Origin of the sequence: Pseudonocardia sp. D17 (genome assembly GCF_036984265.1) — a bacterium.
Lineage (GTDB): Bacteria > Actinomycetota > Actinomycetes > Mycobacteriales > Pseudonocardiaceae > Pseudonocardia > Pseudonocardia benzenivorans.
Window position 1 is genome coordinate 1 of the sequence record NZ_BPRG01000222.1, and the last position, 382, is coordinate 382.

A 382-nucleotide genomic window follows, 5' to 3' on the forward strand; every position below is an offset into this window, starting at 1 on the left:
CTGCTCGGGTTGGTGTGGGTCGACGGCGGTTACGTCAACTCGGTGGACGCCGGCCTGGTCGGTTGGGCCCGGCGCAGTGAGGGGCTGGAGGTGGTCGCGGTGCCGCGTAACGCCGACGTGAAAGGGTTCCAGGTGCTGCCCCGCCGGTGGGTGGTCGAGAGAACCTTCGGCTGGTTGACGAGGTGTAGACGGTTGGCCCGGGACTACGAACGCAAGACTGCCCACGCCGAGGCGATGATCAAGTTCGCGATGATCCGGCTGATGGCCGCCCGTCTCGCCGGTGAGGAACTCCCCGCTCCCCGCAGCGACATCGAGAAGGAAGCCGCCCGCCGACTAGCAGAAGACCTCAAAGACTGACCACCGAGGTTCTACAACACTCTCT

1 protein-coding gene is annotated in these 382 nt (G+C 65.7%); it reads left to right on the forward strand.

What is annotated here, in order from left to right:
• Positions 1-357 (forward strand): transposase (locus PSD17_RS31655; RefSeq protein ID WP_339126007.1); only part of this gene is annotated, 357 nt, incomplete at its 5' end.
• Between the last annotated feature and the right edge of the window lie 25 nt (positions 358-382).